The following is a 23,328-nucleotide window of genomic DNA, read 5'->3' as shown; positions in this document are numbered from 1 at the left end:
GGACGGCACCCTATGCTCCGTACCCTCGCCGCGGCGGCCCTCCTCGCCGCCGCGGTCCTGTCGGTCCCCTCGGTCGCGCGGGCGGCCGATCCGGACCTCGCCTCGTACGTCAATCCGTTCGTCGGCACCGACGACAGCAACTCCCCCAACCCGGTCGGCGGCGGCGCCGGCGGCAGCACCTTCCCCGGCGCCACCGTGCCGTTCGGGATGGTGCAGTTCAGCCCGGACACCCCCACCGCCTCGCCGTCGGGCTACCGCGACCGGGACCGCACGATCGAGTCGTTCAGCCTCACCCACTTCAACGGCGCCGGCTGCCCCAACAACGAGGACCTGCCGATCCTGCCGATCACCGGCAACCTCGGCGCCTCGCCCGGCTCCAGCTGGACCAGCTACGCGTCCGCGTACACCAAGACCAACGAGAGCGCCGCGCCCGGCTACTACCGGAACCGGCTCGACAAGTACGGGGTGGACGCCGAGCTCAGCGCCACCAAGCGCACCGGCGCGCTGAAGCTGACCTACCCGGCGAGCACCACCGCCCGGGTGCTGATCAACGCCAGCCGCTCGGCCACCGGCGACCGCGACGGCACCGTCACCATCAGCGGCAACCGGGTCTGGGGCGAGCACACGGCCGGCGGCTTCTGCGGCGGCAAGACGTTCAAGATGTACTACTCGATCCTGTTCGACCGCGCGCCGACCGGCTTCGGCACGTTCAAGGCCGGCACGGTCAGCGCCGGCTCGACGACCACCAGCGGCACCAGCACCGGCGCGTACGTCACCTTCGACACCACCTCGAACGCCGTCGTCACCGCCACCGTCGGCATCTCCTTCGTCAGCGTGGCGAACGCGCAGAACAACGCCACCGCCGAGGCGGCGCCCTTCGCCACCGTCCGGGCGGACGCCTACGCCGCGTGGAACACCGCGCTGAACCGGGTCCAGGTGACCGGCGGCGCGACGACCGACCTGCGGAAGTTCTACACCGCGCTGTACCACGTGCTGCAGAACCCGAACCTGTCCAGCGACACCAACGGCGAGTACCGGGGCTTCGACCAGGCCGTGCACACCGCCGCGCACCCGGTCTACCAGAACTACTCCGGCTGGGACATCTACCGCTCCTGGGCGTCGCTGGTCGCGCTGATCGCCCCGGACGTGATGACCGACATCGTCAGGTCCATGGTGCTCGACGGCCAGCAGGGCGGGCTGCTGCCCAAGTGGTCGCACCAGACCGTCGAGGACTTCGTCATGCCCGGCGACCCCGGGCCGATCATCGTGGCCGCCGCGTACGCGTTCGGCGTGCGCGGCTTCGACACCGCGGCCGCGCTGGCGCTGATGAAAGCCAGCGGCAGCGGCGGCTCCACCCAGGGCGTGGTGCTGCGCGGCAACCAGGCCACCTACCAGGCCAACCACTTCATCCCCGGCAACCCCTCGGAGACCCTGGAGTACGCGGCCAGCGACTTCGCCATCGCCCAGTTCGCCGGCGCGCTCGGTGACACCGCCGCCCGCGACACCTACGCGGCCCGGTCGCAGTACTGGCGCAGCCTGTTCAACGGCGAATCGTCCTATCTGCACACCCGGGACGGCGGCGGTGGCTGGTCGGCGGGGCTGAACCCGGCGCAGGAGAACCCGTACGTGGAGGGCAACGCCGCCCAGTACACCTGGATGGTCCCGCACAACCTGGGCGCGCTGATCACGCTGATGGGCGGGCCGGGCACCGCGGCGCAGCGGCTCGACCACCACTTCACCGAGCTCAACGGCGGGCTGAGCCGGCCGTACTTCTACATCGGCAACGAGCCGGAGCACAACGTGCCGTGGACCTACCACGCCGCGCGCAGACCGGCCGGCACCAGCGACGCGGTGCGCCGGGTGATGGCCGAGTCGTTCACCACCGGCGCGGGCGGCCTGCCCGGCAACGACGACTTGGGCGCCACCTCCGCCTGGTACGTCTGGTCGGCGCTGGGGCTGTACCCGGTCACGCCTGGCGCGGACACCCTCGCCGCGCACGGCGCGCTGTTCCCGAGCGTGCTCATCCGGCGCGGCCCCGGCGACATCACCGTCACCGGCGGCAGCGCGACCGACCGCTACGTCCAGTCGCTGTCCGTGGACGGGGCCGCGACCAGCCACAACTACCTGCGGTACGGCGACATCGCGGACGGCGGGACGGTCGCCTTCACCATGGGCGGCAGCCCGTCGGCGTGGGGCACGGGCGCTGCGGACGTACCCCCGAGCTTTGCCGCCGGGGCGACCCAGCCGCCCGCGGAACCGGATCTCGGGCCGAACCTGGCCCTGGGCCGGCCGGTGACCGGCTCGGCGGCCTGCGCCGCGAGCGAGGCCGCCGGCAAGGCGGTCGACGGCGCCCTGGCCGGCAACAGCAAATGGTGTACGGCCACCGCGCCGCGCCAGCTCCAGGTCGACCTCGGCACGGCCCGCACGGTGTCGTCGTTCGTGGTCGAGCACGCCGGCCTGGGCGGCGAGACCACCACCTGGAACACCGCCGCGTTCACGATCACGACCAGCACCGACGGCACCACCTTCACCCCGGCGGTGGCCGTCACCGGCTCGAAGGCGAGCCGGACCTACACCCCGATCGTGCCGCGCAGCGCCCGGTACGTGCGGTTCGAGACCAGCCAGCCGGCCGCCGACACCAGCGCGGCGGCCCGGATCTACGAGCTCGAGGTGTACGGCAGCAGCAGCGCCCCCACCGACCTGGCGCTGCTCCGGCCGGCCGCCGCGGACTCGTCCTGCGGCGCGAACGAGGGCCCGGCCAAGGCCTTCAACGGCAGCTGGCTGGGCGGCTGGGCGGACAAGTGGTGCTCGCAGGGCGCGACCAAGTGGGTCCAGGCCGACCTGGGCAGCACGCAGCGGGTCGGCGCGGTGACGATCCGGCACGCGGGCGCCGGCGGCGAGTACCCGGCCTGGAACACCCGGGACTTCGACGTCCAGACCTCCGACGACGGCGCCGGCTGGACCACCCGGGCCCAGGTCCGCGGCAACACCGCGGACTCCACCACGACGACGGTCGGCGTCGACGCCCGCTACGTGCGGGTGGCGGTCCTGACCCCGACCTCGGACGGCAGCACCGCGGCGCGTCTCTACGAGGTGCTGGTCACCGCCTGAGAAACCCCCGGGGTGGGAGTCGGGTCCCGCGACCCCCACCCCGGGCCGTGCGGCTGCCCGCGGACCCGGCTCAGACCGTGGCGAAGCCGGTGCGGCCGTACCGGGGTGCCAGCCGCTGGCCGCTCACCGCGTGCGCGAACGCTCCCCAGCAGGCCGCCTGGGCCGGCTCGGCGCCCCGGCCGAGCAGCCCGGCGACGATCCCCGCCCGCACGTCGCCGCTGCCGGAGGTGCCCAGCCCGACGTCGCCGCTCTCCTCGCGCCAGCTCCGCCCGTCCGGGGTGGCGATGTGGCCGAACAGGGTGACCGTCGCCTGGTACCGCCGGGCCAGGGCGGCGGCCTCGGCGGCCAGGTCGTCGCCGGGCTCGCGGCCGAGCAGGTGCGCGGCCTCGGTGACGTTCGGGGTGAGCACCACCCGCTCGGACCGCCCGGCGAGCAGGTCCGGCTCCTTGCTCAGGGCGCCCAGCGCGTACGCGTCCAGCACGATCGCGGTGTCCTTGCCGGTGGCGTCCAGCACCAGGTGCAGCAGCCCGGCGGTGACCTCGATGTCGTCCAGGCCGGGGCCGAGCGCGACCACGTCGGCGTCGGCCGCGAGCCCGCCCAGCCGGTCCGGGTCGTCGTCCAGACTCACGACCTTGGCCTCGGGCACCGCGATGCTCAGCGCGCTCACCGTGGCGGACTCCGCGGCCAGTTGCAGCCGGCCGGCCCCGGCGCGCAGCGCGGCGACCCCGGCCAGCAGCACCGCGCCCGGCGTGGACCGCGAGCCGCCCATCACCAGCACCGTGCCGCGGGCCTCCTTGCCACCCTGCGGATCGGGCAGCGGCCAGTCGCGCAGCAGCCGCGGGGTGATGACCTGCTCGGCCTCAGACGGGCTCGGCATTGACGTCCTCCTGGCGGGTCGGGCGCGCACCCTCGGAGTGCAGGTGGGCGACGGAGTTGAACAGGTCCGGGAGCAGCCGGTCGCCGTCGCGGCGCCAGGTGCTGATCGAGCAGTTCGCGACCGCGGTGGCGTGCGCGACAGCCATCAGCTCGGCCTCGCTGAGCGACTCGGCCAGATACCGCACCAGCAGCACGGTGGCCTCGTGACCGACCAGCAGCACCCGGCCGCCCGGATGGTCGGCGCGCACCTCGCGCAGCAGGGCGCGCAGCCGCAGCAGCACGTCCGCCCAGGACTCGCCGCCGGGCGGGCGGTAGTAGAACTTGCCGAGCCGGACGCGGCGGGCGTGCTCGCCGGGCAGCCGGGCCTGCACCCCGCGGCCGGTGAGCAGGTCCAGCACGCCCAGTTCCCGGTCGCGCAGCCGCTCGTCGACGACCGCCGGGATGCCGGTGCCGGCCAGCGCCAGCTCGGCGGTCTGCCGGGTCCGCAGGTACGGCGACACGACCACCAGCGCCGGCCGCTCGTCCGGCTTGCGCCCCCGCAGCCAGGCGCCCACCGCCTCGGCCTGCTCGCGGCCGGTCTCCGACAGCGGCACGTCGGCATCGCGCTCGGGGATGTCGATGGCCTCCGACCCGGCGGTCTCGGCGTCCTGCGCGATCACGTTCCCGGTGCTCTGGCCATGACGGATGACGCCCAGCCACTGCGGTTGCTCCATGACCGGGGGTCTTACCCGGCCGGCGTGAGGACTACCACGAACATTGCCCCCGTCCTCGCCCGTGGCGTCGGGGCGCCCTCGCCCGTTAGGGACAAAGCAAGCTCCATGGCGGGGGCCAGCCATCTCAAGCGGAGGTCTTCGGTGACTGACAACCAAATAAAAGCCCGGGTCAAAGCGGTTCTCAGCGGCGCGTCCCCGGACAGCGCGACCTCGGAACACCCGCTGGTCGGCACCGGCGGACCGCTGCACCCCGACCACGCGCTGCAGGTGCTGACCCTGGCCCAGCGCACGGCCGAGGAACACGTCGCGATAGCCAAACGCCAGGCGGACAAGATCCGCTCCGACGCCCAGGCCGCGGCCGACCAGTCCGCCCGCGACGCCCAGGTGCACGCGCACAACGTGCGTTGCGAGGCCGACAAGGTGCTGGCCGAGGCGCGCGCCACCGCCGAGCAGGCCGCCCGGGACGCCCGGATGCGCGCCGACGACGGCAAGCGCACCGCCGACCAGATCCTGGCCGAGGCCCAGAACGAGGCCCGGTCGATCGTCGGCGACGCGCAGGGCCAAGCCGAGCAGCTCAAGCATCAGGCGCAGCAGCGCTACGAGGACTCGGTGGGCAGCCTGATCGCCAAGCGGGGCGCGCTGCAGCAGCAGATCGAGGCGCTGGAGCAGTTCGACCGCGAGTACCGGGCCCGGCTGACCACGTTCATGCAGGGCCAGCTGCGGGCGCTCTGGGTCGACCGGCCGCAGGTGGGCACCGATCTGCAGGCGCCGGTGAGCGGCCCGGGCGGCCCGGCCGGCTCGGACACCGGCGAGGTGCACGCCGACGCCGAGCAGCCCGGCGACGACGGTCCGGCCGAGCCGGAGGCGACCGCCGAGGCGCCGGAGAAGCCCGGGGACGGCAAGAAGCCGCGCGACACCAACTGAGCTAAGTCCTTCAGAACCGCCCCCGATTTCCGATGGGCGGTTCATGAACCGTGGACAGCGTGTGCCCGTCATCGCCGGCGGCGCCCTGCTCGGGTTCAGCCTGGGCACCTTCGCCGCGGGGCTGCTCGGGGCCGGTCTGCCTCCGGTGACCGGGTGGTTGCCGCTGCCGGCGATGGCGATGCTGGCCGCGTACGCGTCCTGGCAGGTCGGCCGGCGCACCGAGCTGGCCGCGTCGACCCGCCGGTTCTGGCGCCAGTTCGCCGGGTGTGTCGGGCTGCTGGCCGTCACGCTGGCGCTGCACGCCCGCGACGTGCTCACCGGGCCGCCGCCGTACCAGCGGATCAGCCCCACGACCACGGCGCTGTACCTGCTCATCCTGCTGGTCATGGTCTGGTCGCTGATGCGGCTGCCGGCCGAGGCGCGCTCGCGGGGCGACTGGGCCCGCTTCGGCTTCGACGCCGGCATCATCCTGATCACCACCGGCATGCTGGTCTGGCACTTCGCGCTGAGCCGCGCGGCGAGCTGGACCGAGCAGACCGGCTCTGCGCTGCCGCTGCTCGGCATCATCATGGTCGCCTCGGTGTCGCTGATCGCGTTCGTCAAGGTCGCGTTCACCGGCGCGGGCGGGCTCGATCGGGGCGCCGTGCACCTGTTGTCGTTCGGCACCGCGCTGGCCGCCGCGACCGGCTCGCTGATGCCGTTCCTCGGCGGCTGGCCGGAGCTCAACTCGACCTTCCTGGCCGTGCCGATCGCCTGCTACTGCGCGCAGGTCGCGGCCGGGCGCCAGCTGCGCGCCCCGGCCGGCGCCGCGCTCCCACGGCGGGCCCGGCGGCGGGTCAGCGTGGTGCCGTACGTCGCGGTGGCCGGGATGGACGCGATGCTGCTGGGCACCGACATCCCCAGCGCCCAGGGGCGGATCATCGCCGCGGCCACGGTGGCGATCACCGCGCTGGTGGTGCTCCGGCAGATCAGCGCGCTGCGCGAGAACGGCCGGCTGCTCGCCACCGTCGACACCAACCTGGCCCAGCTGCGCGCGTACCAGGACCAGCTCGCCCACCAGGTGCGGCACGACTCGCTCACCGAGATCGCCAACCGGCCCAACTTCGAGGAGCAGGTCACCGCCCGGCTCGGCGGCGGCGCCGACTTCCTGGTCGCCCTGCTCGACCTCGACGACTTCAAGACGGTCAACGACCGGCTCGGGCACGGCACCGGCGACGCCCTGCTCAAGGCCGTCAGCCGGCGGCTGCACGAACGGCTGCGGGCCGGCGACACCGTGGCGCGCCTCGGCGGCGACGAGTTCACCCTGCTGCTGCCCGGGCTCAGCGGCGCCGACGCGGCCGTGCTGCTGCAACGGGTGATCACCGGGGTGCAGGAGACGCTGTCCGTCGACGGCCACGAGATGGCGCCCCGGATCAGCATCGGCGTCACCGCCGCCCAGCCCGGCGACACCCCCGGCGAGCTGCTGCGCCGCGCCGACGTCGCGATGTACGCGGCCAAGCACGCCGGCGGCGGCCGCTGGACCTGGTTCGACCCCGCGATGGACCGGCTCGCCGACCGCGACGCCCGGCTCGGCGCGGACCTGCGCCAGGCCGTCACCCGCGGCGAGCTGTCCGTGGTCTACCAGCCGATCGTCGAGCTGCCGGACGGCCGGCTGGCCGGCGTCGAGGCGCTGGTCCGCTGGCACCACCTCGAGCACGGGCAGGTGTCGCCTGCGGTGTTCATCCCGCTGGCCGAGCGCAACGGCACGATCATCGAGCTGGGTCGGTGGGTCCTCGGGCAGGTCGCGGCCCAGGCCGCCGAGTGGGACCGCACGCTGGGCGCGCGGGCGCCCGGCCGGATCAGCGTCAACGTCTCGCCCCGGGAGCTGCACGAGCCCGGCTTCGCCGCCGGCGTCGGCGCGCTGCTGGCCGCCGCCGGGGTGGACCCGGCCCGGTTCACCGCGGAGATCACCGAGACCGCGGTGCTGGGCACCGGGCCGGGCGGGCTGGACGCGGTCCGCGAGCTGCACGAGCTGGGCCTGGCGGTGGCGCTGGACGACTTCGGCACCGGCCAGTCGTCGCTGAGCCTGCTGGTCGACTGCCCGGTGCACGTGCTCAAGGTCGACAAGTCGTTCGTCGACGGGGTCACCGCCGGCAGTGCCCAGGCGGTCATCGTGGACAGCCTGATCGGCATCACCACCGGCCTGGGCATCCAGGCCATCGCCGAGGGCGTGGAGACCGAGGCCCAGGCGCAGCGGCTGTACGCGGCCGGCTACCGGTACGCGCAGGGCTTCCACTTCGCCCGGCCGATGCCCGCCGCGGACATCGGCCTGCTGCTGAGCCCGGTGGCGCTCACCTCCTGAGCGTCAGACAGTGATCCTTCTCGATTCGTGTCCGGTCCTTCTCGTCTTGCGAAGACCGATCCCTGGACTGCCGAAAGGCGCGGCGGCAGGCTCCAGGAATGACACTGAGCCGACGCGCCTTCCTGAGCGGCACGGCCGCCGCGGCGACCCTCGGGCTGGCCGGGTGCAGTGGCCTGACACCGGGGCGGGACACCGGCGGGTCGCTCGACTACTGGAACCTGTTCGGCGGCGGCGACGGCGTCCGGATGAACCAGATGCTCGACGGCTTCCGCACCGCAAACCCCGGCATCGACCTCAGCGCCGTCACGCTGGCCTGGGGCAACCCGTACTACACCAAGCTGGCGCTGGCCACGGTCGGCGACAAGCCGCCCGACGTGGCCATCTCGCACCTGACCCGGATGAAGACCCTGGTCGGCTCCGATCTGCTGGAGGAGCTGCACCCCGAGGACCTGGCCCGGCACGGCATCACGGCGGACAAGTTCACCGAGCGGGCCTGGCAGGCCGGGCTGGTCGAGGGCAGGGCGTACGCCATCCCGATCGACACCCACCCGTTCGTGATGTTCTACAACACGGACATCTGCGCGAAGGCCGGCCTGCTCGACCCGTCCGGCACGCTCCGCCCGCTGGACAGCCCGGAGAAGTTCACCGACGCGATGCGCAGGGCCAAGGAGGCCTCCGGCGGGTACGGCGGGGTGGTGTCGATCGACAACGACACCTCGACGTCCTGGCGGATCTTCCAGTCGCTCTACAGCCAGCTCGGCGGCGAGACGCTGGCCGACGAGGGCCGCCGGGTGGTCATCGACGACGCCAAGGCCGCTCAGGTCCTCACGTTCCTGCAGTCGCTGACCCGGTCCGGGGTGTTCCCGGCGGCCATCGACTACCAGGGCGCGATCGCCACCTTCGCCACCGGCCAGGCCGGCTTCTACTTCCAGGGCGAGTGGGAGATCTCCACCTTCCAGACCGCCAAGATGCCGTTCTCCATGACGCTGTTCCCCAACCTGTACGGCGGCGCGCGCTACGCCGTGCAGGCCGACTCGCACACCCTGGTCATCCCCCGCCGGCCGGAGACCGACCGGGCCCGGCTCGACCGCTCGCTGCTGCTGGTCCGCTCGATGCTGGATCAGAGCAGGACCTGGGCCGAGGGCGGCCACGTGCCGACCTGGAAGCCGTTCCGGGACAGCCCGGAGTACGCGGCCATGACCCCGCAGTCGAACTACGCCGCGGCTGCCGACGGCGCGGTCTACGACCCGGACGGCTGGTACTCCGGTTCCGGCTCCAACTTCGAGATCGTCACCGGCTCCGCCATCGCCGACGTGCTCGGCGGCCGCCGGTCCCCGGCCGCCGCCATCGCCCAGATGCGGGACAAGTTGCAGACCCTGTCCACGACCGCGTCACCCATCTGAGGGGGTGCCTGGTGACCACCGAGACCGTCGTCCGCCCCCGCCCCGCCACCGAGGAGGGCTCACCGCCGGAGCAGCGCCGCGGCGCGGGCCTGCCCGCGCTGGGCTTCCTGGCCCCGTTCCTGGTGCTCTACCTGGCCCTCATCATCGGCCCGACGATCTACGGCCTGGTGATGAGCTTCTTCGACACCAGTCTGGTCAAGCCCGGGCTGTCCACGTTCGCGGGCTTCGGCAACTACGCCGAGGCGCTGCAGAGCCCGGACTTCTGGTCCTCGCTGTGGCACACCGTCTGGTTCACGATCCTGACCACGCCGCCGTTGATCGTGCTCGCGTTCGTCTTCGCGCTGCTGGCCGACCGGGCCCGGCGCGGCCGGTGGTTCTTCCGGCTGGCGTTCTTCGCGCCGTACATCCTGCCGTCGGCGGTGGTGGCGCTGGTCTGGATGTTCCTCTACACCCCGGGCCTGGGCCTGCTGGAGGCCGGGCTGCTCAAGCTCGGCATCACCGCGCCGAACTGGCTGGGTGACCCGCTCTGGGCCATGCCGTCGCTGGCGCTCACCACGATCTGGTGGACGCTGGGCTTCAACTTCGTGCTCTACCTGGCCGGCATGCAGGACATCCCGCGCGACCTCTACGAGGCCTCCGCCATGGACGGCGCCTCGCCGTGGCAGCAGATCCGCAAGATCACCATTCCGATGCTGGGCCGGACCACGACGCTGGTGGCGGTGCTGCAGGTGATCGCCTCGCTCAAGGTCTTCGACCAGATGTACCTGATGACCCAGGGCGGGCCCAACTTCGCCACCCGCTCGATCCTGGAGTACGTCTACGACGAGGCCTTCACGAATTTCCGGGTCGGCTACGCGGCCGCGGTGTCGATGCTGTTCTTCCTGATCGTGCTCGTGGTCTCGGCCGTCTGGTTCGCCCTGGTCCGCCGCCAGGAGAAGGAGGTGTGACCGTCATGACCGACCTCGCCCAGCGGGCCGAGTTCCGCGTCAAGCTGTTCAACCGGATCTGCTTCGGGGTGCTGATCGCCTTCGCGCTGGTCTGGCTGGTGCCGCTGCTCTGGGCCCTGGACACCGCGCTGAAGCCGAACGCCGAGACCACCAGGACCACCTGGGCCATCGACGATCCCACCGTGGACGCGTTCAGCCGGACGCTGCGCGACACCGACATCGTGACCTGGTTCGGCTCCAGCCTGTTCATCGCGACGCTGTCCGCCGCCGGCACCGTGCTGGTCGCCAGCCTGGCCGCGTACGCGCTGTCCCGGATGCGCTTCCGCTATCGCAACGTGGTCTTCTGGGCGGTGCTCGCGGGCATCATGATTCCCGGGCAGGTGCTGATCGTGCCCTGGTTCCGCGAGTTCGACGCGCTCGGCCTGCTGAACACCTGGTGGGCGGTGAGCCTGCCGCAGATACCCACCGCGATCGCGGTCTTCATCTTCAAGCAGTTCTTCGACGGCCTGCCCCGGGAGCTGGAGGAGGTGGCCCGCATGGACGGCGCCGGCTACCTGCGGATCTACCGCCGGATCATCATGCCGCTGGCCCGCCCCGCGGTCGCCGCCGTGGCCATCTTCACCTTCGTGCAGTCCTGGAACGACCTGCTCTGGCCGCTGCTCGTGCTGAGCAACCCCGACATCATGACGATCCCGGTCGGCCTCGCCACCGTGCAGGGCGCCTTCGGCATCCGGTACGCGGACACGATGGCGTCGGCGATCCTCGGCGCGATTCCGCTGGTCGCCGTCTTCCTGCTGTTCCAGCGCAATATCGTCGAGGGCATCGCCGGCAGCGGCCTGAAGGGTTGAGCATGCTTTTCGCCACCATGACCGTCGATCCCGCGTTCCCGGTGGGCGAGGTCGACCCGCGGCTCTACGGCTCGTTCGTCGAGCACATGGGCCGCTGCGTCTACACCGGCATCCACGAGCCGGGCCACCCGAGCGCGGACGAGCACGGCTTCCGGCGCGACACCGCCGAGCTGGTCCGCGAGCTGGGCGTGCCGCTGGTGCGCTACCCCGGCGGCAACTTCGTCTCCGGCTACCGCTGGGAGGACGGCATCGGGCCGGTCGAGCAGCGGCCGACCCGGCTGGACCTGGCCTGGCGCTCGCTGGAGACCAACCACGTCGGCGTCGGCGAGTTCATGACCTGGGCGCGCACGGTCGGCGTGGAGCCGATGATGGCGGTCAACCTCGGCACCCGCGGCATCGACGCGGCCCGCTCCCTGGTCGAGTACTGCAACCTGCCCGGCGGCACGTACTGGTCGGACCTGCGCGGCGGGCAGCCGTACGGGATCCGGACCTGGTGCCTGGGCAACGAGATGGACGGGCCCTGGCAGATCGGCCACAAGACCGCCGGCGAGTACGCCCGGCTGGCGCTGGAGACGGCCAAGGCGATGCGCCAGGTCGACCCGTCCATCGAGCTGGTCGTCTGCGGCAGCTCGGGCCGGCAGATGCCCACGTTCGGCAGCTGGGAGGCCACGGTCCTGGGCGAGACGTACGACGCGGTCGACTACGTCTCGATGCACGGCTACTACCAGCAGCACGGCGACGACCGGGACAGCTTCCTGGCCTGCGCCACCGACATGGACGCGTTCATCAACGAGGTGGTCGCCACCGCCGACCACGTCCGCGCGGTCGGCCGGCACCGCAAGCGGATCAACATCTCCTTCGACGAGTGGAACGTCTGGTACCAGAGCCGCTTCGCGGGCGAGACCAACCTGGCGATCGAGCAGGCCCCGCACCTGATCGAGGACGTCTACTCGGTCACCGACGCGGTCGTGGTCGGCAACCTGCTGATCAGCCTGCTGCGGCACGCCGACCGGGTGAAGATCGGCTGCCAGGCCCAGCTGGTCAACGTCATCGCCACGATCATGACCGAGCCGGGCGGGGCGGCGTGGCGGCAGGCCAGCTTCCACCCGTACGCGCTGACGACCCGTTACGGGCGCGGCACGGTGCTGCTGCCGGCGATCACCGCACCGACGTACTCCACGGCCCGGCACGGCGAGGTCCCGCTGCTGGACGCGGTCGCGGTGCACGCCGACCCGGGCGTGGTGCTGTTCGCGGTGAACCGGTCGCAGACCCAGCCGATGACCCTCGAGGTGGACCTGCGCGCGCTGCCCGGGCTGTCGGCGGCGACCCACACGGTGCTCGCGGACGACGACCCGGACGCGACCAACACCGCCCGCCAACCGGACCGGGTGCGGCCGCGCGACCTCGACGAGCCCAAGGTCGACGGCGGCCGGCTCCAGGTGGTGCTCCCCGCGCTGTCCTGGAACATGATCCGGCTGCGCTGACCGCGGTGCGCGCCGTCAGCCGCCGCGGGTGAAGCGCAGCCGCATCCAGGTCCGTTCCGCGCCGTCCTCGCCCCGGAGCACCCAGGTCGCCCGCATGCTCGTGCCGTCGGCGGCCACGTCGAGGGTGGCCTGCGCGGCGGCGGCGCGGAAGGTCCACCGCCCGTGCGCGTCGACGGTGGCGGTCGAGGTCTCCACGCCGCCCCGGTCGTCGTAGGCCCGGGTGGGGAAGGCACCGCGGGCCGCGTCGTAGGGCTCGAAGATCTCCAGGGCCTGGGTGCGCCGGTCACCGATCACCACGTCGACCCGGTGCACGACAAACGGACCGAGCCACTCGTACGCGTCGGAGCCCCGCACCCGCGCGGCCACCGTGACGCCGTCGTCGCCGAGCATCTCGCCCTCGGTCCGCCACGTGCCGATCAGGGGCGCGAGCGTCGGTGCGTCCGTCATGTCTCTCCTCCGGCTCGGGACGGGTCCCTGCGCCGGGCCCGTCGCGGGCGACGATAACGAGCCGGGCGGGACGCCGTGGGGCACAATCGGAGGCCGGTGCCCGCCCGAGACCCCCGGAGCTGCTCTTTCATGTCGTCGTGGCCGATCTGGGTGGTGGGCGTGGGGCTGCTGGTGGGTGCCGGGTTCGCCGCCGTTGCCGTGCCCCGGTGGCGGGCGGGCGAGCTGCACCGGCGCACCGCCTGGTCGGCCGCCCGGGCCGCGATCGGCACCGCCGCCGTCAGCCGCGACGCCTGCCCGGTGCCGGTCGCCGAGGCCGACCAGCTGCTGGCCCGGGCCGAGCTGATCGCCGCCGGCCGGGGCGGGCACGCGGCCGCGCGGACCGCCGCCGGGTACGCCCGGCGCGCCGACGACCTGTGGCGGGCGGCCGCTCGTGGCTGACCGTCCCGTCCGCTCCTGGCCGGAGTGGCTGCGCTGGGTCTCGCTGGCCGGGGCCGTCGGCATCCTGCTGATCTTCCTGGTCGCCCAGCGGCAGAGCATCGACGTCAGCTACGGCCGGTCCCCGTCCACCTCCACCCGCATCGACCAGCCGTCCGCCGGCGAGAACACCGCGACGGTGCCGTCGGTCGAGGCGATGACCGCCCTGATCCGGGCCGAGCCGGTGGTGCGGCTGCCCGGCGCCGTCGCGTTCTGGGACGAGGCCGCGGTGCGCGCGGCGGCCGGCGGCGCGCCGGTGCGCATCCTGGTCGCGCCGCCCGGGCTCGACAAGGACGAACGCCGGCGGGTCGGCGACGTGGACGCGGCGACCGTCCGGATCGTCGGCACCGAGGTCAGCGGCGGCATGTACCAGTCCGTCGGCACCACCGCGGCCGACTGGCGGGCCCAGTTCGCCACCGGCGACGTGACCACCCAGCTCACCGGGCTGGTGGCGAAGCTGAACGACCGCACCGCGGCGGAGAGCGACCGGCTGGCCCGGCGCGACCCGACCGCGGCGGAGCTGCGCACGGTCACCGCCGACCTGCGGCGCACCGGGGTGCACCGCGCGCCGGGCGCGACGCTGACCGAGGTGCCGGCCAGGGCCGCGGCGGCGGCTTTCCCGGCCGGCCCCGCGCTGTACGTGGCGCTGCCGCAGCAGCCCTTCGGCGAGCCGGTCCCCCGGTACGGGCCCACGCTCGCCGCCGCGTTCCCGAAAACCCCGATCGTGGTGCTGTACGGCTCGTGGATCGAGTACGACGGTCCCGACGCGGCCGAGTTCGCCGAGCTGGCCACCGCCACGTACTACGGGCGGTTCGGTGACTTGCTCAGCCGGTCGGCGTACCCGCAGGCCAACGTGCTGGCGGCGTACCTGGACCGGGTCGCCGACGTCCGCTACTCGGGGGTGTTCGACCGGCCGTTGCCGTACCGGCCGCTGGACCCGGTCCGGGTCGCCCTGCCGGCCCTGCCCTGGCTCTTCGCCGCCTGCGTGGTGGCGTTCCTGCTGCTGTCGGCGCGGGCCGCGAACCGGCCCGGCCGCACCGCGCCGCGGCTGGGCACGCCCGCCCGGCTCGCCGCCCTGACCGGGCTGGCGGTCGAGATGTCCGCGCTGACCGACCGGGCGAGCGGGCCGGCGCTGACCCGCGGCATCACCGGGCTGCTGGCGGCCCGCGAGGCGCTGGCCGGGGACCTGCCGGACCCGCACGTCCGCGAGCTGCTCGACGCCGCGCAGGCGGACCTGGACGAGGCCGCCCGGCTGCTGCCGTTCACCGGGTTCCGGCCCGACGACTACCTGGGCAGGCCGGCATGAGGCGACGCGTCACCCCGTTCGGCCTCGCGGTGGCCGGGTGCCTGATCCTGGCCGGCTGGGCGCTGTGGTCCGGCGGCATCCTGGACGGCCCGATCGCCCGGCAGGTCCGCTCGTCGTCGGTGTACGCGGCCCCCGGCATCAGCCTGGACCGGCCGGCCGCCGAACGGGTGCTCGGCAACCGCCGGCTCGTCGTGATCATGCTGGCCCCCGGCACCGGCAAGCTGCGGCAGGGCTGCGACGCCGCCCGGCAGGCGGCGAAGGGCACGCTGGTGCTGGTGGTCGCCCGCGACGGCGACGAGTACAACACGTACGGCTGCGCGCTGCTGCCCGGCGTCGCCGACGAGAACCTCGGCAAGGCCGCGGTCGCCGAGACGACGATCGGCGCGGGCATCGACGGGTTCGCCGACCGGCCGCTGGAGGCGCTGAAGGTGATCGCCGTCAACTACGACGGGCTGGTCAAGGCGGGCGTGGTGCCGGACGGCGCGCGGACCATCAGCCCGTCGCTGCCGCGCTACCTGATCGCGGCGGCGGCCATCGCGGCGGTCCTGCTGGGCGCGGCCGGGCTGTACGTCGCGGGACGGCGGGCCGGGCGGCTGGCGGTGGTGGCCGACGAGCGGCGTACCGCGGCCCGCGATGCGGGCACCGCGACGAACGCGGCCGCGGCGGTGCTGGCCCAGCAGATCGTCGACCTGGACGGCCGGTACGGGCACAGCTCGCTGCGGACCTTCGACAAGCAGTACCGGCGGCTGGTGGGCGACTACACCGAGCTGCTCGGCGAGCTGACCGACGGGGGCGACCCGGCCGCCCTGGAACGCCGGGTGGAGTCGCTGAGCGCCCGGTGCCGCAGGCTGGCGGCGAAGGCCGGTTAGCTGGCCCGCTCCCGGGCCGCCTCGCGCCAGCCCAGCTCGGCCGAGAGCGCCCGGGCGGTCGCCACCAGGTCGACCGCGTACCGGGACGGATCATTCGCCCGCCACAGCACCGACCACGGGTAGCGCGGCACCGACGGCCCGAGCGGCCGCCAGACCAGCTCCGCCGACACCCCGGCGGTCGACTCGGGGGTGCAGAGCACGCAGCGGCCCTGCCGGACGAGATCCACGGCCGCGCGCAGCGTCTGCACGCTGCCGGAGAACAGCGTCGGGAAGAAGCCGGCGGACCGGCACACCTCGGCGACGAACCCGTTGAACTCGGGCGCCTGGTCCTGGTCGGCCAGCAGCAGCGTCTCGTCGCGCAGGTCCGAGACCGGCACGTGGGCCAGCCCGGCGTACGGGTGGGCGGCCGGGACCAGCACGCCCAGCGGGTCCAGCCGGAACATCTCGGCGGCGATCTCCGGGGCGGCGCCCGGCAACCGGCCCACCCCGATGTCCAGCCGGCCGTCGGCGAGCAGCCGGCACTGCTCGGGCACGCCCGCCAGCACCTGGTGGATCTCCAGCTCGGGGTGGCGGAGCTGGACCGCGTGCAGCACCGGGCGGACCGCGTCGTACCCCTCGTCGAGCACGCCGACGCGCAGGGTGGGCGCGGCGAGCGCCAGGCCCTGGGCCAGCACGGCGGCCCGGTCCACGTGGGCGACGATCTGCCGCGCCTCGATCAGGAAGCGGGCGCCGGCCGGGGTGAGGGCGACGTGCCGGGTGGTGCGGTCGACGAGCAGCACGCCGACGGCCCGTTCGAGGCGCTGCACCTGGGCGCTGAGCGCGGACGGCACGATGTGCTCACGGGCGGCGGCCCGGCCGAAGTGCAGCTCCTCGGCCAGGGTGACGAAATACCGCAACTGGCGCAACTCGATGCGTGCCCCACCGGCGGCGTCGGCCGGCACGGCCCGGAGCGCGGAGTGCCGGGGCAGGGTGCTCATGGTGAGACCTCCTCGATGACCCCGCTCGTGCGCATCGATCCGTATCTCGCAGCGTTATCGTTAACATTCCCGTAGTCAAGGCGCAACAAATCGGCGGGGCCGGGCGCGGACGGTCGCTGTTAGCGGTCACATCGGTTGTCCCGGACGGGTGATCCGCGTTCCAATAGTTGATATAGTCGACCGAGTTAGTAGACAAAGCAGGGATTGGTCGTCGAGACTCGTTCGATGGATCTCACCCTGGCGCTCGCCGGACTCGGCGTCGGCATCGTGGTCGGCCTGACCGGCATGGGCGGCGGCGCCCTGATGACCCCCCTGCTGGTCCTGGTGTTCGGCGTCCCGCCGGTGGCCGCGGTCTCCAGCGACCTCGCGGCCAGCGCCGTGATGAAGCCGTTCGGCGGCTGGGTGCACGCCCGCCGCGGCACCGTGAACTGGCAGCTGGTCGGCTGGCTGTGCGCCGGCAGCGTGCCGAGCGCCTTCCTCGGCGTGCTGCTGCTGCGCCTGCTCGGCGACGACGAGACCGTGCAGCACACCATCAAGATCGCGCTGGGCGCGGCGCTGCTGCTGGCCGCGGCCGGCATGCTGCTCAAGGCCTGGGTGACGCGCCACCAGCGCACCGACGGCCCGGCCGAGCCGATCACGGTACGGCCGATCCCGACGCTCCTGGTCGGCGTCGGCGGCGGCGTGATCGTGGGGCTGACCTCGGTGGGCTCCGGCTCCCTGATCATCGTGGCGCTGCTGGCGCTGTACCCGAAGCTGCGCGCCAACGACCTGGTCGGCACCGACCTGATCCAGGCCATCCCGCTGGTCATCTCGGCGGCGGTGGGCCACGCGCTCTTCGGCGACCTGCACCTGGACATCGCGGGCGCGGTGCTGCTGGGCTCGATCCCGGGTGTGCTACTGGGTGCCCGGATCTCGTCGCGGGCCCCGGGCGGCATCGTCCGGACCGCCCTGGTGATCGTGCTGCTGGCCAGCTCGCTGAAGCTGCTCGACGTGCCGACCACCGCGGTCGGCCTGATCACCGGCACGGCGATCCTGGCGGCCGTCGGGGTGGCAGTGTTCCGCCGGACCCGCCGCGTCCCCGAGCCGCCGGCGCCCGCCGAGGACGACCGGGAACCGAGCCTGACCGCGCGCTGACGTCGGGCCAGGCCGGTGAAGTCCAGCGCCTGCAGCGCCGCGCCGTTCCGGTTGTCGGTGCAGACCGCGCCGCCCCGGCTCCAGCCCGGCGGATGACCGCCGGGCTGGAGCCGGTCAAAGCTGCTTACCGGTGGCGCAAGCCGGTGGTGCGGTGGAGACCACCGCCGCGCGTATCGGATGGACGAGTCCCTACCGGGGCACGACCTGTTCGGTTGACCATTCGCGCCAGCCGGCCAGCTTGTCCGAGGCCGTCTGCAGCTGATCGGCCACCGGGCCCGGCCCCGTCGAGCCCGCCGTCGTCCGTGCCGCCAACGCCGATCGCACGCTCAGCACCTCCCGCACCGACGGGTCGAGGTGCTCGCTGACCGACTTCAGGTCCTCGTCCGAGACGTCCTCCAGCTCGCATTCGCGGGCCGCGCACAGCGCCACCAGCCGGCCGGTGATCTCGTGTGCGTCGCGGAACGGGACGTGCCGGCGGACCAGCCAGTCGGCCACCTCGGTGGCCAGGGAGAAGCCCACCGGCGCCGCCGCGGCGAGGCGGTCCACCCGTACCGTCATGGTGGAGATCATGCCGGCCAGCGCGGGCAGCAGCAGCTGGAGCGTGTCGATCGCGTCGAAGGCCGGTTCCTTGTCCTCCTGCATGTCGCGGTCGTAGGTCAGCGGCAGGCCCTTGAGCATGGTCAGCACCGCGACCAGGCCGCCGATCAGCCGGCCCGCCTTGCCCCGGGCCAGTTCCGCGATGTCCGCGTTCTTCTTCTGCGGCATGATCGACGAGCCGGTGGCGAACGCGTCGTCGAGGATCACCCAGCCGAACTCCTGCGAGGTCCAGAGCACCACCTCCTCGCCCAGCCGGGACAGGTGCACGCCGATCAGGCCGGTGATGAAGAGGAACTCGGCGACGAAGTCGCGGTCCGAGACGGCGTCCATCGAGTTCTGCGCCGGCGCCTTGAAGCCCAGCTCCTTGGCCACCGCGCCCGGGTCCAGCGGCAGCGACGAGCCCGCGAGGGCGCCCGAGCCGAGCGGGGAGATCGCCGTCCGGGCGTCCCAGTCGCGCAGCCGGTCGAGGTCGCGCAGCAGCGGCTGGACGTGCGCCAGCAGCCAGTGCCCGAAGCTCACCGGCTGGGCGTGCTGCAGGTGGGTCATGCCCGGCGCGGGCGTGTCCAGGTGCCGGCCGGCCTGCTCCACCAGCGCGTCGGCCAGCTCGACCACCGCGACGGCCACCCCGCGGGCGTGGTCGCGCAGGTACATGCGCAGGTCGGTGGCGACCTGGTCGTTGCGGGAACGGCCGGCGCGCAGCTTGCCGCCCAGGGTGCCGAGGCGTTCCAGCAGGCCGCGTTCCAGCGCGGTGTGCACGTCCTCGTCCTCGACGGTCGGGCGGAACTCCCCGGCCGCGCACGCCGACTCGAGGTCGTCCAGCGCGGCCAGCATCCGGCCGAGCTCGTCGGCGTCGAGCAGGCCGGCGCCGGCCAGCACACGGGCGTGCGCCCGCGAGGCGGCGAGGTCGTACGGCGCCAGGCGCCAGTCGAAATGCACACTCACGCTGAGGCGGGCCAGGGCCTCCGCCGGTCCGCCGGCGAAACGGCCACCCCACAGCCTGGTCGGGCCCTCGTTCTCCGGCACGCGCTCACTCCTTCATTCGGTACGGATGACCAACGATAAGGTCGTGCCATGACGCTCGACCTGCACGATGATGTTGTCTCATTGACCCGCGCGCTCTGCGACATCCCCTCGGTCAGCGGCAACGAGGCCGCTCTCGCGGATGCCGTGGAGGCGTCCCTGCGCAAGCTGGGGCACCTCGAGGTGCTGCGCGACGGCGATGCCGTGGTGGCCCGCACCACCCTCGGCCGGGACAAGCGGATCGTGCTCGCCGGTCACCTGGACACGGTGCCGATCAAGGACAACCTGCCCACCTGGTTCACCGGCGAGGGCGACGCCCAGCTGCTGCACGGGCGCGGCACCTGCGACATGAAGGCCGGCCTCGCCACCCAGCTGCGCATCGCCGCGACCGTCACCGAGCCGCGCCACGATCTCACCTTCGTCTGCTACGACAACGAGGAGGTCGCCTCGGTGCGCAACGGGCTGGGCCGGCTCGTGCGCAACCACCCCGACTGGCTGGCCGGTGACTTCGCGATCCTGGGCGAGCCCTCGAACAGCAGCGTCGAGGGCGGGTGCCAGGGCACCATGCGGGTGCGGATCACGCTGCGCGGCAAGGCGGCGCACACCGCCCGGGCCTGGCGCGGGGTCAACGCCATCCACGCCGCCGCGCCGGTGCTGGCCATCCTCAACGCGTACGAGCCGCGCCGTCCCGTGGTCGACGGCCTGGAGTATCACGAGGGCCTCAACGCGGTGAACATCCAGGGCGGCATCGCCGGCAACGTGCTGCCCGACGAGTGCGTCATCGACATCAACCACCGGTTCGCGCCCGACCGCAGCATCGCCGAGGCGTACGCCTACCTGCAGCAGGTCTTCGCCGGCTACGAGCTGGAGATCCGGGACCAGGCGCCGGGTGCGCGCCCCGGCCTCGACCAGCCCGCCGCCGCGGAGTTCCTGGCCGTGGTCGGCAAGCCGCCGGCGCCGAAGTTCGGCTGGACGGACGTGGCCCGCTTCGCCGAGCTCGGCATCCCGGCCGTCAACTACGCGCCGGGCGACCCGCTGCTCGCGCACACCGACGAGGAGCACGTGCCGGTCGCGGAGATCCGCGAGTGCGAGCGGGTGCTGGCCGCCTGGCTGCGTTGAGGTCATTTCTCGGGTGAACCGGCGTTCTTGGCGATGGCGCCCGGGATCGCGTACATGTGCGCGAAGGCGCGGGCCTGCTCGCCGGTCCACAGCGACGAGCCGTAGCCGTAGACCACGCCCTGGCGGGTCGCGGCGTCCAGCAGGCTGTGCGGGCTGCGGCTGCCGAGCGGGATGACGTTGCCCTTCTGCAGCCGGATCCGCACCTCACCGGTGACCCGGGTCTGGCTGGAGTCCAGGAAGGCCCGGTAGTCGTCCAGGATCGGGTCGTAGTAGACGGCCTCGTGCAGCAGGTCGCCGTAGGCGTTCCCCAGCGTGGCCTTCGCCGCCTGCTGCCGGTTGCTGAGCGTCAGCCGCTCGAGCTCGCGGTGGGCGGCGATCAGCGTGAGCATGCCGGGGGCCTCGAAGCCCACCCGGGCCAGGTTGCCCACCATGGTCGAGCCCATGTGGATGCCGCGGCCGACGCCGTGCTCGGCGGCGAGGGCATTGAGCGCGCGCAGGATGGCGTAGTTCTTCTCAGCGGGGCCGGTGCCCTTGATCGGGGTGCCGTCGAGCGTCGTCGCCGAGGTCACCTCGCCCTTGTCGAAGGCCAGAATCAACTCGATGCCGTCTGACGGAGCATCGTTGATGGACTTGGTGCTCTCCCAGGCCTCCTCGGGCAGGTAGTCCCAGGAGCCGTAGGTCTCCTTGCCGCCGATCGAGGTGCCGATCAGGCCCTCGTTGATCGAGTACGTGGTGACCTTGTCGCTGGTCGCGAAGCCGTGCTGGGCCAGGAAGTCGCGTTCGAACTCGCGGGTCAGCCGCTCGTCCCGGATCGGCGTGACGATCTCCAGCTGCGGGGCCAGCGCGCGGATCACCGAGTCGTACCGCACGTGGTCGGCGCCGGCGCCGGTGGAGCCGTGCGCGACCGCGTCCGCGCCGTTCTCCAGCGCGCACTGCACGACCTTCTCCGCCTGGACCAGCCGTTCCGCGCCCACGCACGACGGGTAGCCGCCGTTGCGCAGGTAGTTCGCCTTGATCGCGTAGGTGACCACGCGGGCGTACAGCTCCTCGCGGGCGTCGATGACGAAGTGCCGAGCCGAGCCGAGCTCCTCCGCGCGGGCCCGGACCACGTCACCCTCGCCGCTGTGCAGGCCGCCGGTGTCGATGTTGGCGGTGAGCACCTCCCAGCCCTGCTCGCGCAGGGAAACCAGGGCGTACGACGTGTCGAGGCCACCGGAGAAGGCGAGGACGATCTTGCGCTTGGACATCAGGGTTTCCTTATCAGGACGCGGGGATCTCGAGGATGGGCACGTACGTCTTGCCGTCCTGGACGAGGTGGCCGGGGGCGAGCACGTAGAACGTGGACCGGTGGGCCTCGATCGCCTTCTGCATGGCCCGCTGCCGCTCGTAGTCGAACGGGTCGAGCAGGAACGACGGCTCCGGCTCGGTCGCGGTCACGGCGACGGTGAAGTCGTTCTCGTAGACGAACGAGCCGGGCGAGGTGTGGAACGGCACGGTGGCCACCATGACGCGCAGCCGGCCGAAGCGGGTGTGCACCCGCAGCGCGCTGTTGTCGTACTGGGTGACCCCGTCGAGCTTCTGCGCCTGGTACGCCGAGAGCGCCAGCGCCTTGAGCGCCTTGCCGAGCCCGACGCTGGTCCACAGTGACCACAGCGACCAGCCGACCCAGGTGCCCGGTGCCGCGCTCGGCGCCGCGCAGTAGCCGGCGATCGGGATCGGTCCGTTGTAGTCGCTCTGCTTGGCCTTGTCGAAGACGGCCCGCATGTGCCGCTTGGCGTCCTCGTCGAAGGCGCTGGTCTCGAGCACCTCGGTGAACGACGACTGCGGCAGCGCGGCGATGACCGCGGCCGAGGGCATGAGGATCAGGTCGACCATCACCCACTGCGGCATCGGGATGCCCCGGTCGCCGAACGCGATGCCGTTCATCACGTTGAACAGGTTGAGGAACTCGCCGGTGTCCCAGCCCTTGTCGGCGGTGTCGGTGAAGTCCAGCCAGCTGAGCTTGTGGCCGTACGGGGTCTCGTTGAGGAACGGCCGCAGCGACTCGTTGGACGCCAGGTAGAACTCGAGGCCGTGGCCGAGAAGCTTCTGCATGTTGTCGGCGAAGCCGGGGAAATGCGCCTCGACGGCGGTCACGGCTGAGCCTCCCTTGCCATGCTCTCCTGGCCCTCGCCGGCCAGGCCGTTGCAGGGTGCGGCCCGGCGAGGCTCGGTGCAGTCGATCATGACGCGCTCCCTTCAGGGTCGGTACGGCTCCACGCCGTGAGTTTCCCGGCGAGCGCGGCGCCCGGCCCGTCGCCGGAGTCGCGGGCCACCACCAGGATGGTGTCGTCGCCGGCGATGGTGCCGACCACGTCCGGCAGGCCCGAGCGGTCCAGCGCACTGGCCAGGAACTGGGCCGCACCCGGCGGCACCCGCAGCACCACCAGGTTGCCGCTGACGTCGACCGAGTTCAGCAGCTCGCGCAGCAGCCGGATGAGCCGGGCCGGCGCCTGCTCGACCGGGCGCAGCGCGGGCATCCCGTCCTCGGGGATGACGTAGACCCCGCCGGCCTTGACCGCCCGCAGCTCCTCCAGGTCGCGCGACAGCGTGGCCTGGGTGACCTGGACCCCGTCGAGGCCGAGCAGGTCGGCCAGCTCGGTCTGCGAGCGCACCGCCTTGTCGCGGATCAGGTCGACGATCCGCGCGTGCCGCGCCGCCCGCGTCCCCGGCCCCGTCACTGAGCCACCTCTGTCATGC

Annotated in this window: 20 protein-coding genes; 12 read left to right on the top strand and 8 right to left on the bottom strand. The window is 73.0% G+C overall.

All coding sequences use genetic code 11. From position 1 onward, the window contains the following. Positions 1 to 12: 12 nt before the first annotated feature. Positions 13 to 3,111 (top strand): GH92 family glycosyl hydrolase, encoded by a 3,099-nt coding sequence (locus ACIBQZ_RS37305; RefSeq protein ID WP_396093616.1) that lies wholly within the window; start codon positions 13 to 15, stop codon positions 3,109 to 3,111. Positions 3,112 to 3,181: 70 nt separating this feature from the next. Here ACIBQZ_RS37305 and ACIBQZ_RS37300 read toward each other — a convergent pair whose 3' ends face one another. Continuing rightward, positions 3,182 to 3,988, bottom strand: a complete 807-nt coding sequence (locus ACIBQZ_RS37300) for an NAD(P)H-hydrate dehydratase (protein WP_396093615.1) — start codon at positions 3,986 to 3,988, stop codon at positions 3,182 to 3,184. Then, positions 3,972 to 4,700 (bottom strand): histidine phosphatase family protein, encoded by a 729-nt coding sequence (locus tag ACIBQZ_RS37295; RefSeq protein ID WP_396093614.1) that lies wholly within the window; start codon positions 4,698 to 4,700, stop codon positions 3,972 to 3,974. Before ACIBQZ_RS37295 ends, ACIBQZ_RS37300 begins: the two co-directional genes overlap by 17 nt. 141 nt (positions 4,701 to 4,841) lie before the next feature. Between ACIBQZ_RS37295 and ACIBQZ_RS37290 the strand changes: the two genes are divergently transcribed. From ACIBQZ_RS37290 to ACIBQZ_RS37265, 6 genes are all read left to right on the top strand, one after another. Continuing rightward, on the top strand, positions 4,842 to 5,624 hold the full coding sequence (locus tag ACIBQZ_RS37290; RefSeq protein WP_396093613.1) for a hypothetical protein: 783 nt from the start codon (positions 4,842 to 4,844) through the stop codon (positions 5,622 to 5,624). A gap of 61 nt (positions 5,625 to 5,685) precedes the next feature. Further along, positions 5,686 to 7,965: a putative bifunctional diguanylate cyclase/phosphodiesterase gene (locus tag ACIBQZ_RS37285; RefSeq protein ID WP_396093612.1), complete on the top strand. Its 2,280-nt coding sequence runs from the start codon at positions 5,686 to 5,688 to the stop codon at positions 7,963 to 7,965. 98 nt (positions 7,966 to 8,063) lie between these two features. Beyond that, a complete protein-coding gene (locus ACIBQZ_RS37280; protein WP_396093611.1) occupies positions 8,064 to 9,368 on the top strand; it encodes an extracellular solute-binding protein in 1,305 nt (434 codons plus the stop codon). 11 nt (positions 9,369 to 9,379) lie between these two features. After that, positions 9,380 to 10,315, top strand: coding sequence for a carbohydrate ABC transporter permease (locus ACIBQZ_RS37275; RefSeq protein WP_396093610.1), 936 nt, complete (start codon positions 9,380 to 9,382; stop codon positions 10,313 to 10,315). 5 nt (positions 10,316 to 10,320) lie between these two features. Continuing rightward, entirely contained in the window at positions 10,321 to 11,163 is an 843-nt protein-coding gene (locus tag ACIBQZ_RS37270) for a carbohydrate ABC transporter permease (RefSeq protein WP_396093609.1), read from the top strand. A gap of 2 nt (positions 11,164 to 11,165) precedes the next feature. Continuing rightward, positions 11,166 to 12,647, top strand: coding sequence for an alpha-N-arabinofuranosidase (locus tag ACIBQZ_RS37265; RefSeq protein ID WP_396093608.1), 1,482 nt, complete (start codon positions 11,166 to 11,168; stop codon positions 12,645 to 12,647). Positions 12,648 to 12,662: 15 nt separating this feature from the next. Here the strand turns inward: ACIBQZ_RS37265 and ACIBQZ_RS37260 are convergent, their stop codons facing one another. Beyond that, positions 12,663 to 13,094, bottom strand: a complete 432-nt coding sequence (locus ACIBQZ_RS37260; protein WP_396093607.1) for a VCBS domain-containing protein — start codon at positions 13,092 to 13,094, stop codon at positions 12,663 to 12,665. Between the two features lie 129 nt (positions 13,095 to 13,223). On the opposite strand from ACIBQZ_RS37260, the gene ACIBQZ_RS37255 reads away from it, so the two are divergent. From ACIBQZ_RS37255 to ACIBQZ_RS37245, 3 genes are read left to right on the top strand one after another with little or no spacing between them, the layout of a single operon-like run. Next, complete coding sequence (locus tag ACIBQZ_RS37255) at positions 13,224 to 13,532, top strand: DUF6403 family protein (RefSeq protein ID WP_396093606.1); 309 nt, start codon at positions 13,224 to 13,226, stop codon at positions 13,530 to 13,532. Next, positions 13,525 to 14,874, top strand: coding sequence for a hypothetical protein (locus ACIBQZ_RS37250; RefSeq protein WP_396093604.1), 1,350 nt, complete (start codon positions 13,525 to 13,527; stop codon positions 14,872 to 14,874). Before ACIBQZ_RS37255 ends, ACIBQZ_RS37250 begins: the two co-directional genes overlap by 8 nt. Further along, complete coding sequence (locus ACIBQZ_RS37245) at positions 14,871 to 15,743, top strand: hypothetical protein (RefSeq protein WP_396093603.1); 873 nt, start codon at positions 14,871 to 14,873, stop codon at positions 15,741 to 15,743. Before ACIBQZ_RS37250 ends, ACIBQZ_RS37245 begins: the two co-directional genes overlap by 4 nt. Here the strand turns inward: ACIBQZ_RS37245 and ACIBQZ_RS37240 are convergent. Next, positions 15,740 to 16,720 (bottom strand): LysR family transcriptional regulator, encoded by a 981-nt coding sequence (locus tag ACIBQZ_RS37240; RefSeq protein ID WP_396093602.1) that lies wholly within the window; start codon positions 16,718 to 16,720, stop codon positions 15,740 to 15,742. The genes ACIBQZ_RS37245 and ACIBQZ_RS37240 overlap by 4 nt on opposite strands. 225 nt (positions 16,721 to 16,945) lie before the next feature. On the opposite strand from ACIBQZ_RS37240, the gene ACIBQZ_RS37235 reads away from it, so the two are divergent. Then, positions 16,946 to 17,854, top strand: coding sequence for a sulfite exporter TauE/SafE family protein (locus tag ACIBQZ_RS37235; protein WP_396093601.1), 909 nt, complete (start codon positions 16,946 to 16,948; stop codon positions 17,852 to 17,854). Between the two features lie 189 nt (positions 17,855 to 18,043). Here the strand turns inward: ACIBQZ_RS37235 and argH are convergent, their stop codons facing one another. After that, on the bottom strand, positions 18,044 to 19,474 hold the full coding sequence (argH, locus tag ACIBQZ_RS37230; RefSeq protein ID WP_396093600.1) for an argininosuccinate lyase: 1,431 nt from the start codon (positions 19,472 to 19,474) through the stop codon (positions 18,044 to 18,046). A 48-nt stretch (positions 19,475 to 19,522) separates the two neighbouring features. Between argH and dapE the strand changes: the two genes are divergently transcribed. Then, a complete protein-coding gene (gene dapE, locus ACIBQZ_RS37225) occupies positions 19,523 to 20,590 on the top strand; it encodes a succinyl-diaminopimelate desuccinylase (protein WP_396093599.1) in 1,068 nt (355 codons plus the stop codon). Between the two features lie 2 nt (positions 20,591 to 20,592). On the opposite strand, the gene ACIBQZ_RS37220 is transcribed toward dapE, so the two are convergent. The 3 genes from ACIBQZ_RS37220 to argR form a co-directional block, all read right to left on the bottom strand. Next, entirely contained in the window at positions 20,593 to 21,837 is a 1,245-nt protein-coding gene (locus tag ACIBQZ_RS37220; protein ID WP_396093597.1) for an argininosuccinate synthase, read from the bottom strand. A gap of 13 nt (positions 21,838 to 21,850) precedes the next feature. Further along, positions 21,851 to 22,726, bottom strand: a complete 876-nt coding sequence (locus tag ACIBQZ_RS37215; protein ID WP_396093596.1) for a hypothetical protein — start codon at positions 22,724 to 22,726, stop codon at positions 21,851 to 21,853. An 85-nt stretch (positions 22,727 to 22,811) separates the two neighbouring features. Beyond that, positions 22,812 to 23,309 carry an arginine repressor gene (argR, locus tag ACIBQZ_RS37210; RefSeq protein ID WP_396093595.1) on the bottom strand — a complete coding sequence of 166 codons (498 nt, stop codon included), beginning with the start codon at positions 23,307 to 23,309 and terminating at the stop codon, positions 22,812 to 22,814. Between the last annotated feature and the right edge of the window lie 19 nt (positions 23,310 to 23,328).

This window comes from Actinoplanes sp. NPDC049599 (assembly GCF_044465625.1).
Classification (GTDB): domain Bacteria; phylum Actinomycetota; class Actinomycetes; order Mycobacteriales; family Micromonosporaceae; genus Actinoplanes.
The sequence above is the reverse complement of the archived record's forward strand: the minus strand, read 5'-3'. Positions and strand labels throughout refer to the sequence as shown.

Excerpts from the sequence above, each read along its gene's own strand:
- ACIBQZ_RS37305 (WP_396093616.1), top strand. The coding sequence starts at position 13 with ATGCTCCGTACCCTCGCCGCGGCGGCCCTCCTCGCCGCCGCGGTCCTG.
- ACIBQZ_RS37300 (WP_396093615.1), bottom strand. The coding sequence starts at position 3,988 with ATGCCGAGCCCGTCTGAGGCCGAGCAGGTCATCACCCCGCGGCTGCTG.
- ACIBQZ_RS37295 (WP_396093614.1), bottom strand. The coding sequence starts at position 4,700 with ATGGAGCAACCGCAGTGGCTGGGCGTCATCCGTCATGGCCAGAGCACC.
- ACIBQZ_RS37280 (WP_396093611.1), top strand. The coding sequence starts at position 8,064 with ATGACACTGAGCCGACGCGCCTTCCTGAGCGGCACGGCCGCCGCGGCG.
- ACIBQZ_RS37270 (WP_396093609.1), top strand. The coding sequence starts at position 10,321 with ATGACCGACCTCGCCCAGCGGGCCGAGTTCCGCGTCAAGCTGTTCAAC.
- ACIBQZ_RS37265 (WP_396093608.1), top strand. The coding sequence starts at position 11,166 with ATGCTTTTCGCCACCATGACCGTCGATCCCGCGTTCCCGGTGGGCGAG.
- ACIBQZ_RS37260 (WP_396093607.1), bottom strand. The coding sequence starts at position 13,094 with ATGACGGACGCACCGACGCTCGCGCCCCTGATCGGCACGTGGCGGACC.
- ACIBQZ_RS37255 (WP_396093606.1), top strand. The coding sequence starts at position 13,224 with ATGTCGTCGTGGCCGATCTGGGTGGTGGGCGTGGGGCTGCTGGTGGGT.
- ACIBQZ_RS37245 (WP_396093603.1), top strand. The coding sequence starts at position 14,871 with ATGAGGCGACGCGTCACCCCGTTCGGCCTCGCGGTGGCCGGGTGCCTG.
- ACIBQZ_RS37240 (WP_396093602.1), bottom strand. The coding sequence starts at position 16,720 with ATGAGCACCCTGCCCCGGCACTCCGCGCTCCGGGCCGTGCCGGCCGAC.
- ACIBQZ_RS37235 (WP_396093601.1), top strand. The coding sequence starts at position 16,946 with ATGGATCTCACCCTGGCGCTCGCCGGACTCGGCGTCGGCATCGTGGTC.
- dapE (WP_396093599.1), top strand. The coding sequence starts at position 19,523 with ATGACGCTCGACCTGCACGATGATGTTGTCTCATTGACCCGCGCGCTC.
- ACIBQZ_RS37220 (WP_396093597.1), bottom strand. The coding sequence starts at position 21,837 with ATGTCCAAGCGCAAGATCGTCCTCGCCTTCTCCGGTGGCCTCGACACG.